This is a genomic window from Colwellia sp. C2M11 (assembly GCF_018860915.1).
In the GTDB taxonomy this organism is placed as follows: Bacteria; Pseudomonadota; Gammaproteobacteria; order Enterobacterales; family Alteromonadaceae; genus Colwellia.
Map to the genome: position 1 here is coordinate 266,288 of NZ_JAHKQD010000047.1, position 9,836 is coordinate 276,123.

The 9,836-nt window shown below is 35.8% G+C and carries 8 protein-coding genes and 2 pseudogenes; 8 read left to right on the forward strand and 2 right to left on the reverse strand.

The annotated features are described in order from the left end of the window. The first annotated feature begins 46 nt into the window (after positions 1–46). From thrS to KO509_RS18325, 8 genes and pseudogenes are all read left to right on the forward strand, one after another. Positions 47–1,957 (forward strand): threonine--tRNA ligase, encoded by a 1,911-nt coding sequence (gene thrS / locus KO509_RS13865; RefSeq protein WP_215973845.1) that lies wholly within the window; start codon positions 47–49, stop codon positions 1,955–1,957. Positions 1,958–2,070: 113 nt separating this feature from the next. Further along, the gene (gene infC / locus KO509_RS13870; RefSeq protein ID WP_215973846.1) at positions 2,071–2,628 is read left to right on the forward strand and encodes a translation initiation factor IF-3; all 558 of its coding nucleotides are present in this window, start codon (positions 2,071–2,073) and stop codon (positions 2,626–2,628) included. Between the two features lie 206 nt (positions 2,629–2,834). After that, positions 2,835–3,029 carry a 50S ribosomal protein L35 gene (gene rpmI / locus KO509_RS13875; protein ID WP_159820909.1) on the forward strand — a complete coding sequence of 65 codons (195 nt, stop codon included), beginning with the start codon at positions 2,835–2,837 and terminating at the stop codon, positions 3,027–3,029. Between the two features lie 16 nt (positions 3,030–3,045). After that, on the forward strand, positions 3,046–3,405 hold the full coding sequence (rplT, locus tag KO509_RS13880) for a 50S ribosomal protein L20 (protein WP_159820908.1): 360 nt from the start codon (positions 3,046–3,048) through the stop codon (positions 3,403–3,405). 516 nt (positions 3,406–3,921) lie between these two features. After that, positions 3,922–5,025 carry a phosphoribosylaminoimidazolesuccinocarboxamide synthase gene (locus KO509_RS13885; RefSeq protein ID WP_215973847.1) on the forward strand — a complete coding sequence of 368 codons (1,104 nt, stop codon included), beginning with the start codon at positions 3,922–3,924 and terminating at the stop codon, positions 5,023–5,025. Positions 5,026–5,079: 54 nt separating this feature from the next. Next, positions 5,080–5,490, forward strand: coding sequence for a DUF4826 family protein (locus KO509_RS13890; RefSeq protein WP_252727581.1), 411 nt, complete (start codon positions 5,080–5,082; stop codon positions 5,488–5,490). A gap of 437 nt (positions 5,491–5,927) precedes the next feature. After that, a pseudogene (locus tag KO509_RS18320) lies at positions 5,928–6,596 on the forward strand (PAS domain-containing protein); the annotation flags it as partial. Positions 6,597–6,698: 102 nt separating this feature from the next. Further along, a pseudogene (locus KO509_RS18325) lies at positions 6,699–7,136 on the forward strand (methyl-accepting chemotaxis protein); the annotation flags it as partial. 101 nt (positions 7,137–7,237) lie between these two features. Here KO509_RS18325 and tcdA read toward each other — a convergent pair. Continuing rightward, a complete protein-coding gene (tcdA, locus tag KO509_RS13900; RefSeq protein WP_215973849.1) occupies positions 7,238–8,047 on the reverse strand; it encodes a tRNA cyclic N6-threonylcarbamoyladenosine(37) synthase TcdA in 810 nt (269 codons plus the stop codon). A gap of 434 nt (positions 8,048–8,481) precedes the next feature. Beyond that, on the reverse strand, positions 8,482–9,765 hold the full coding sequence (locus KO509_RS13905; RefSeq protein ID WP_215973850.1) for a citrate synthase: 1,284 nt from the start codon (positions 9,763–9,765) through the stop codon (positions 8,482–8,484). Between the last annotated feature and the right edge of the window lie 71 nt (positions 9,766–9,836).

Here is a 9,836-nt window from a genome sequence, read left to right on the forward strand (position 1 = left end):
ACATCAAGCGGCACTTAGTGTGTGTCGCCACTGACAAGGAAATTTAATGCCTGTAATTACTCTCCCAGATGGTTCACAACGTTCATTTGACAATGCAGTATCTGTAATGGATGTAGCACTTGATATTGGCCCAGGTTTAGCGAAAGCAACAATTGCTGGTCGTATCGATGGAAATCTTGTTGATGCCTGTGAATTAATCACCCAAGATGCCGCTTTACAACTTATTACCAGTAAAGATAGCGAAGGGCTTGAGATCATTCGTCATTCATGTGCGCATTTATTAGGACATGCTATTAAGCAATTATACCCTAATGTGAAAATGGCTATAGGCCCAACCATTGATAATGGTTTTTATTATGATGTTGATTTAGAAGAATCAATCACTGAAGATGATTTAGTGAAATTAGAAAAACGCATGACTGAATTAGCCCGCACTGGTTATGAAGTTGTGAAAAAAACCGGTTCTTGGCAAGATGCTTACGATGCCTTTACTGAACGTGGTGAAACTTATAAATTAGAAATTCTTGATCAAAATATCGAGAAAACAGACACACCTGCGCTATATCATCATCAAGAATATATTGATATGTGTCGTGGTCCTCATGTACCAAGTATGCGTCATTGTCATCATTTTAAATTAATGAAAGTTGCGGGTGCATACTGGCGCGGTAATTCAGACAACAAAATGTTGCAACGTATTTACGGCACTGCATGGGCTGATAAAAAACAACTTAAAGCGTATATCGTGCGTTTAGCTGAAGCTGAAAAGCGTGATCACCGTAAAATTGGTAAAACACTCGATTTATTCCACTGGCAAGAAGAAGCGCCAGGCATGGTGTTTTGGCATAACGACGGTTGGACAATTTATACCGAATTAGAAAAATTTGTGCGTGAAAAACTTCATGAGTATGATTACGACGAAGTTAAAGCGCCAATGATGATGGACAGAAGTCTTTGGGAAAAGTCAGGTCACTGGGATAAATATGCTGATGGCATGTTTACTACTGAATCTGAAAAGCGTGAATACGCAATAAAACCAATGAACTGCCCAGGTCATGTGCAAATATTTAACCAAGGTTTAAAATCATACCGTGATTTACCTTTACGTATTGCTGAGTTTGGCTGTTGTCACCGTAACGAACCGTCAGGATCTTTACACGGCTTAATGCGTGTTCGTGGTTTTACGCAAGATGATGCACATATTTTCTGTATGGAATCACAAGTTCAAGATGAAGTGAAAAAATGTATCGAAATGGTATATGACGTTTACGGATCATTTGGCTTTGAAGATATTGTTGTTAAATTGTCTACTCGTCCAGAAAATCGTATTGGTAGTGATGAAGTTTGGGATAAAGCGGAAGCTGGTTTAGCGCAAGCATTAACTGACAGTAATATTAAGTTTGAATATTTACCTGGTGAAGGTGCTTTTTACGGTCCTAAAATTGAATTTACCTTAATGGATTGTTTAGGTCGTGCTTGGCAATGTGGCACAGTGCAATTAGATTTTGCTTTACCAGAGCGTTTAGGCGCAACTTATGTTGGTGAAGATAACGAACGTTACATTCCGGTGATGATTCATCGTGCAATTTTAGGTTCACTTGAACGTTTTATTGGTATTTTAATTGAAGAGTTCACTGGGAAATTCCCAACGTGGTTATCGCCAATTCAAGTGACATTAATGAATATTACGGACAAACAGAGCGAATATTGTCAAAAAGTAGTGAAAAAACTAAAAGAAAATGGATTTAGAGCAAAGTTAGACTTGAGAAATGAGAAGATAGGCTTTAAGATCCGCGAGCACACTTTAAAGAGAGTTCCATATTTGTTAGTAGTTGGTGATCAAGAAATGGAATCTGGCGAAATTGCAGTACGAACTCGAAGTGGTGAAGATTTAGGTAAAATGTCTGTTGATAGCTTTATTTCGAAACTAAGTGAAGAAGTTAGTTCTCGTACTTAGCGTTAAAATTACTTATAATAGAGTATAAAACAAACATAAAAATATTTTTTAATCTGAGTAATCGCTAAATTTTAACAACGTCGATTACTTGGAACAAAGTTCTTTGGAGGAACATGGCTATTAAAGGTGGACAACGAGGCGGGCAAAAAGAGCCAGCACATCGTTTAAATGAGTTAATCACAGGTATTCCTGATAACGAAGTTCGTTTAATTAAGTTTGACGGCGAAGCAGGTGGCATAGTTACATTAGATGAAGCTATGAACCAAGCTGACGAAGCAGGTGTTGATCTTGTTGAAATAAGCCCAACGGCGAAGCCTCCGGTACTCCGTGTTATGGATTACGGCAAGTTTCTTTATGAAAAATCTAAAGAACAGAAAGAGCAACGTAAAAAGCAGAAACAAATACAGGTTAAGGAAATTAAATTCCGTCCTGGTACAGATGAAGGCGATTATCAGGTGAAATTACGTAACCTGAAACGCTTTTTAGAAGGCGGCGACAAGGTCAAGGTAACATTACGTTTCCGTGGCCGTGAAATGGCCCACCAAGAGCTTGGTTTAGAGCTACTAACTCGCGTTAAAAACGATTTAGCAGATTTAACGGTTCTAGAATTCTTTCCGCGTAGAGCAGAAGGACGTCAAATGGTGATGGTTCTAGCCCCTAAAAATAGATAATCTTTGGTTTGACAAGTAATTAAGTTTTCATTCTTTTAAATAATACTGAGAACTTAATTCACCAATTTTATCTTTACGCTGGTAGTACAGGCTTGCAAGTAAATTGTTTATTATCATTTTTGCTGATAACAATTTCGCCCTCGCTACTTAATATTTGGCATATACCTACCATTTATGGTTAAGGTATACATTTGAGAGTTATTCACATGCCTAAAATGAAAACCAATAAAGGTGCTGCAAAGCGCTTTAAAAAAACAGCTTCTGGCTACAAGTTCAAACAAGCTGGCCTTCGTCATATCTTGACTAAGCGTCGTACTAAAGTTAAGCGTCATCTTCGTGCTAAGCACATGATTGCTGCATCTGACATTAAGTCAGTTAAAAAACTTTTACGTCACGGTTAATTAGGAGATATAGAAAATGGCTAGAGTAAAACGTGGTGTACAAGCTCGTGCACGTCACAAAAAAGTTCTAAAGCAAGCTAAAGGTTATTACGGAGCACGTAGTCGTGTTTATCGTGTTGCTTATCAAGCAGTAACTAAAGCAGGTCAATACGCTTACCGCGATCGTCGTCAACGTAAACGTCAATTCCGTCAGCTTTGGATCGCTCGTATTAACGCAGCAGCTCGTCAAAATGGTTTATCTTACAGCAAATTCATCAATGGCTTGAAAATAGCTTCGATTGAAATTGACCGTAAGATCCTAGCTGACATCGCAGTATACGATAAAGCAGCATTCACATTCTTAGTTGAAAAAGCGAAAGCTTCTTTAGCTGCATAAGAATTGAATTAGCTTTACTAGATAAGGACGCCTATTGGCGTCCTTTTCTTTTTTAAGTAATTAATGAAACTGGTATTAATACCAATCTCACTAACTATGTGATCATTCCTACTTGCTAAAATCACCAACGACATCGTTATTTATTTAATAATTAGAACAACTAGTTATTGAAATAAATGCCTTGTATTTGGCAATTTTTTCTACGCATAAAATTGTTCACTTAATTAATGAAACTGGTATAAGCTGATTTCTACATTAAATATACTTAATAAGTAAGTATAATCCTCGTACATTTATTTTTGAAATTGAACTAACGTGTAAAAACTACTTTAAATTAATTCAATTAGATTAAATCGCAATTGTATAATTCAACGGCATAAAAGCTGTTATGTAACACTAAATGATATTAATAAACAAAGATTAAGGTAATAAATACTATTTTATTTGCTCCTAATAAATACTAAAGATATTATTCATTACAATTATTTTTAAGTCTTAATGTTAAGGTCTACCTCCATGAATTTAGCTGATAAAGTTTTAGCGATAAATAATGATTTACCTATTCGTACCGATGCCCCCGTTCATAGCGGTAAGGTTCGCTCTGTTTATTGGTTAACTGAAAGTGACAGTAAGCGCTTAATTGAAGAAAAGAACTATAATGTGCCTAGCGATACACCATTAGCTATTATGGTTATTAGTGATCGAATTTCTGCTTTTGATTGCATTTGGCAAGGTGAGGGTGGTATGAAAGGTGTACCTGGTAAAGGTGCAGCTCTTAATGCTATTTCAAATCATTGGTTTAAGCTGTTTAAAGAGCAAGGCCTTGCAGATAGCCATATTCTTGATATTCCTCATCCATTTGTGTGGATAGTACAAAAAGCTAAGCCTGTGATGATTGAAGCCATTTGCCGTCAATATATTACCGGCTCTATGTGGCGAAGTTATGTAAAAGGTGAACGCGATTTTTGTGGTATTGAATTACCTGAAGGTTTAACGAAAGATAGTAAGTTACCTGAGTTATTACAAACACCTTCAACTAAGGGTATTCTAAAAGGAATACCAGGTGTGCCAGAAGCCGATGATGTTAATATCACTCGTAAGAATATTGAAGACAACTTTGCAGCATTTAATTTCAAATCTAAAGACGATATTAGCTTATATGAAAAACTGCTTACGGAAGGTTTTAATGTTATTTCTACGGCGTTAAACAAAATAGATCAAATTTTTGTTGATACAAAATTCGAGTTTGGCTATGTAAAAGACAAAGCAGGTAATGATAAGTTAATTTATATGGATGAAGTTGGTACACCTGATTCATCTCGTATTTGGGATGGTGAGCAGTATCAGGCTGGCAACGTTGTTGAAAATTCAAAAGAAGGTTTTCGCCAACTATTACTGCAACATTTTCCTGATGCCGATATATTATTAAATAAAGAGCGTATGCCTGAGCGTGAAGCGTTGGCACGTGATAATGAGTTGCCGTTATCAGTATTGATGGATGTTTCTAAAACCTATATTGATATAGCAGAAAAAATTACCGGTGAAAAAATTGTATTAAGTGATAACCCAAAAGCTGAGATCGTCAGTATATTACGTGAGCAATACCAGTTGATTGATTAGGTGATATTTATTCACTTTTATTAGCGTTATTATTAAAAATATTAAGAGGTTATCATGGCACAAGAACAAAAAATGACGGTTGAACAACAGCAGCAATGGATTAGAGACCAATATCAAATAGCAACTAAGTATTTAGCGAGTCAAGGGCTGGTAACGAATAGTGTTTCAGCCGAAGAGAGTCGTTATTTTATGAATTTTATGTCGGTGTGGAAACTAAAAGCACTTGACGGTAATTATTATTGGGTTATTTGTGGTGATTTGCCAAGTGATTACAATGCTGTCAATGTTGCTGGTAGTGCTAGAGATGCAGCACGCCATTTTTCATTAAAATGGCAAATGCAAGCCGAAGGGTTATTGCAAACTGGCGAAAAAGAACAAGAAAAATTTGCTCAAGTATTAATTAGTAAAGCGGAAGTTTTATATGATCTTGTTGCACAAGATAATCTTTGGGAAATTAAGCCGTAGTAACAACCAATTAGCAAGTACAAGTAATAATAGCTAACCCATAACAGCTAAGTCATAACATATTAATGACGTTGTTTACTCTATGTTAAATCATAAGAAAATAACGTCGTTAATACACCTCTCTTTTATTCCTCTGTTTATATTTCGGTATAACAAACCACTATTTTTCCTAAATTACCTCAAGTGTAAAGGCTTTAAATTTATAAATTGTGTGGTAAAGCATAAACCTATCTTCTACACTTATTCTTTTAATGGATAATATGTTTAATGTGGCTTTACATTAAATACGACTCAGGGTGTAGAGTATGTAATTAAAAATAATCATTATTAGGGTAAAATATATGTTATTTGGTAAAAGTAAGCTATTAGCACGAATAGAAGAGTTAGAACACGAGTTAAATTGCTTTCATGATATTCAAGATGATCTTCAATGTGAAATGGCGTTTTTTTCCTTAGACTTTCAAGGAAACATTACCGAAGTTAACGACATTTTCTTAAAATCATGTGGCTATGCAGAGCATGAAATCCTTAATAAGCCTATTGAAATGTTTCTGTCTCCTAAGATACAAGACAGTGATATTTGTAAAAAAATGCTTGAGTCTATTAGAAAAGGTGTTCATTGGCATGGTGCAATGCATCTAATGTCGAAATCTAATAATAGCATTTGGTATCGAACAATTATCCAACCTAAAACTTGCTCAAAAAAGCTTGCCGTGTACTCTGCTGAGCTTACTCAAACCATTACAGAATACCGATCACAAAAAGATATGCTTGCCGCATTAACGCGTTCTTCGGCTGTTATTGAGTTTAATCTAGATGGTATTATTTTATACGCAAATGAGAATTTTCTTAAAGGTACTAAATATAAACAGAATCAAATTCTAGGTAAACATCACAGTATTTTTTGTGAGCCAGAGCTTGTTAAGTCTCAAGAATATAAAGTCTTTTGGGAACGACTAAAACGAGGCGAGTTTGTTTCAGATAGATTTAAGCGCCTTGATAGTAATGGAGATGTTGTTTGGCTTGAAGCATCTTATAATCCTATTCATGACGATAGTGGTGACTTATATAAAGTGGTCAAGTTTGCAACTGTGATCACAGAGCAAATAAATAGGGAAATAGCGATAGCTAAAACGTCTGAAATTGCCTATGACGTTTCTCGTAAAACAGATGAAGACACATTAAATGCTATCAATGTTATTAACTCTACAATTGAGACTATGGGTCAACTTTCACAACAGATGAGTGAAGCCAGTAAAGGGATATTTGAATTAGATGAGCAATCACAGAAAGTATCTCAGCTTGTAGATAATATTCGTGGCATTGCTGATCAAACTAATTTACTTGCGCTTAATGCCGCAATTGAAGCTGCTAGGGCAGGTGAACAAGGTCGTGGCTTTGCTGTTGTTGCAGATGAAGTAAGGTTATTGGCTTCGCGCACAAGCACCGCAACCGAAGAAATTATTAGTGTTGTCGCTAAAAATAAGCAGTTAACTGAAAATGCAGTGGCAATCATTGAAACCAGTATGAATGAAGCAGAAAAAGCATTAGAACTGTCAAATAATGCCGGTAATGTCATGAATGAAATTCAAGTAGGTGCAAGAGAAGTGGTCGATGCCGTTGCATCGTTTAACAAAAGCTTGTAATGCGTTGTATTAACAGTTAGCGATAATGGGTTATTGCTAACTGTTAAGGATAAGTTAAGGCGCTATATACATGAATTACTGAACTTTAATTTTCTGAGATTTTAAGCCGATTTTTGTAATAGCTTTTCTATTGCTTTACTCACGGCAAAAAAGGCAAAAGTCGCGGTAACATGTGTGGTTGCACCAAAGCCGCCACTGCAATCTAGTCGCATAGAACTATTATTTCCCTCACTAACATCCGGTTTTGCTAAGCAAACGTCTCCAATTTCTGTTGGATAGCGTAATTGCTCTGTGGAGAATACGGCATCAATAGAAAACTTTCTTTTACTGGCCTTTTTAATATCTGAACGAGGAAAGTTAAACTCTCGGCGTAATTGGTTTTTCACTTTGGCCAGTAAAGGATCTTGATACGTTTTACTTAAGTCTGTAATTGCTATTTTGCTAGGATCAACTTGTCCACCTGCACCACCAATAGTAATTATTGGTAATTTATTACGTTTACAAAAAGCAATGAGCCGGGTTTTTATATCGACCGAATCAATAGCATCGATGACATAATCATAACCTTTGCTTAGTAATTCAGATAAGTTCTCAGTAGTAATAAAGTCTTCAATAACATTAATTTGGCAATCTGGATTAATTTGTTTAATACGTTCAGCCATTACTTCAACCTTACTTTCACCAATGGTGTCGCTTAAGGCGTGTATCTGACGGTTGATATTAGTAATACATATATCATCAAGGTCAATTAACGTTATATTACCAACACCGTTTCTTGCTAGTGCTTCGGCTACCCAAGATCCAACGCCACCGATGCCGATAACGCAAAAGTGTGATGCTTTGATAACTTGTGCGCCTTGTAAACCATAAAGGCGGGCAATACCACCAAACCTTAGAGAGTAATCAGACATTTTGTTCTTAAAAAGTGATACGAAATTGGCATTATTATAACGTCTTAAGCTTTATCGTTAAAACTAATTTGGTTAGTAAAGCGTAATGAAAGAAATTTTTGAGCGGTATTTTGTTAATGATTTATAGTGAAGTGATAAATTTAAGGCAAAAATATAAGAGAAATTTATATTGAAACAATACTTTTTAGACTAAAAACTCTACTTTCTTCATAAGTTGTATGAATAATTAGTATTGTTACTGTGAATGACTAGAGTAGAGTATTTACTCCTTTTTTGTTTTAATTTTGTTTAAAAAATAGACTTTTTTGACTGGGTTGTTATCGTAATAAAAAGGTATTTTTTAATTATTAACAATAAAAAAAGGTAGCAAATGCTACCTTTTTTCGTATTTTACATCTTCTATTTTGGCTATATATTAGCCATCAATAATACTTTTATTTAGATAAAGGTGTAAATTTACGATCAATTTCACCGGTGTATTTTTGACGAGGACGACCAATTTTTTGACCTGGTTGAGATAACATCTCATCCCAGTGAGCAATCCAACCAACAGTTCTAGACATAGCAAATATAACAGTAAACATGCTTGTAGGGATGCCGATTGCTTTAAGAATAATACCTGAGTAGAAATCTACGTTAGGGTAAAGTTTTCTTTGAACAAAGTATTCGTCTTCTAATGCCACTTTTTCAAGTGCCATAGCAACGTCTAACAATGGATCATTGATGCCTAATTCAGCTAGTACTTCATGACACGTTTCACGCATTACTGTAGCGCGTGGGTCGAAGTTTTTGTAAACACGATGTCCAAAGCCCATTAAACGGAATGAATCGTCTTTATCTTTAGCTTTTAATACATATTCATCAACGCGAGAAATATCACCAATTTCTTCAAGCATAGTTAAACATGCTTCGTTAGCGCCACCATGTGCAGGGCCCCATAAAGAAGCAATACCCGCTGCAATACATGCATAAGGGTTAGCACCAGAAGAGCCAGCTAAACGTACTGTAGACGTTGAAGCGTTTTGCTCATGGTCTGCATGTAAAGTAAAAATTCTGTCCATTGCTTTAGCAATGATAGGGTTTACTTTATATTCTTCAGCAGGCACAGAAAACATCATGTGTAAGAAGTTTTCAGCATAAGTTAAATCGTTACGTGGATAAACAAAAGGTTGTCCTACGCTATACTTATAAGCCATTGCCGCAATGGTAGGCATTTTAGCAATTAAACGGTGAGCACTACGATGACGTTGTTCTGCATCATTAATGTCTAAATCACTGTGATAGAAAGAAGATAGAGCACCAACTACACCACAAAGCATAGCCATTGGGTGAGCGTCAGGTAAGAAACCATGGAAGAAATGAGCTATTTTTTCATGAACCATTGTATGGTTAGTAATGATTACTTTAAACTCTTCATATTGTTCTTTGTTTGGCGCTTCGCCATTAAGAAGGATATAGCAAACTTCTAGATAATCAGCTTCTTTAGCAAGGTTATCAATAGGATATCCGCGATGCTGCAAAATACCTTTGCCACCATCAATAAATGTGATTGATGACTCACAAGATGCCGTAGCTAAAAAGCCAGGGTCATAAGTGAAATAACCGTGACTACCTAAGGTTCTAATATCTATTACATCGGTACCTGCAGTGCCTTTAAGAACAGGCAGTTCAGCAACTTCTTTGCCGTCAATACTTAGCAAGGCTTTAGATTCAGCCATATGTTTATCCCCTATAATTTTTAAAATTTACAATTTTGAGTTCCGATCATCTTCTTAATTATTTTAAATAA

Coding starts and splice junctions, on each gene's coding strand:
- thrS (WP_215973845.1), top strand. CDS start 47: ATGCCTGTAATTACTCTCCCAGATGGTTCACAACGTTCATTTGACAAT.
- infC (WP_215973846.1), top strand. CDS start 2,071: ATGGCTATTAAAGGTGGACAACGAGGCGGGCAAAAAGAGCCAGCACAT.
- rpmI (WP_159820909.1), top strand. CDS start 2,835: ATGCCTAAAATGAAAACCAATAAAGGTGCTGCAAAGCGCTTTAAAAAA.
- rplT (WP_159820908.1), top strand. CDS start 3,046: ATGGCTAGAGTAAAACGTGGTGTACAAGCTCGTGCACGTCACAAAAAA.
- KO509_RS13885 (WP_215973847.1), top strand. CDS start 3,922: ATGAATTTAGCTGATAAAGTTTTAGCGATAAATAATGATTTACCTATT.
- KO509_RS13890 (WP_252727581.1), top strand. CDS start 5,080: ATGGCACAAGAACAAAAAATGACGGTTGAACAACAGCAGCAATGGATT.
- tcdA (WP_215973849.1), bottom strand. CDS start 8,047: ATGTCTGATTACTCTCTAAGGTTTGGTGGTATTGCCCGCCTTTATGGT.
- KO509_RS13905 (WP_215973850.1), bottom strand. CDS start 9,765: ATGGCTGAATCTAAAGCCTTGCTAAGTATTGACGGCAAAGAAGTTGCT.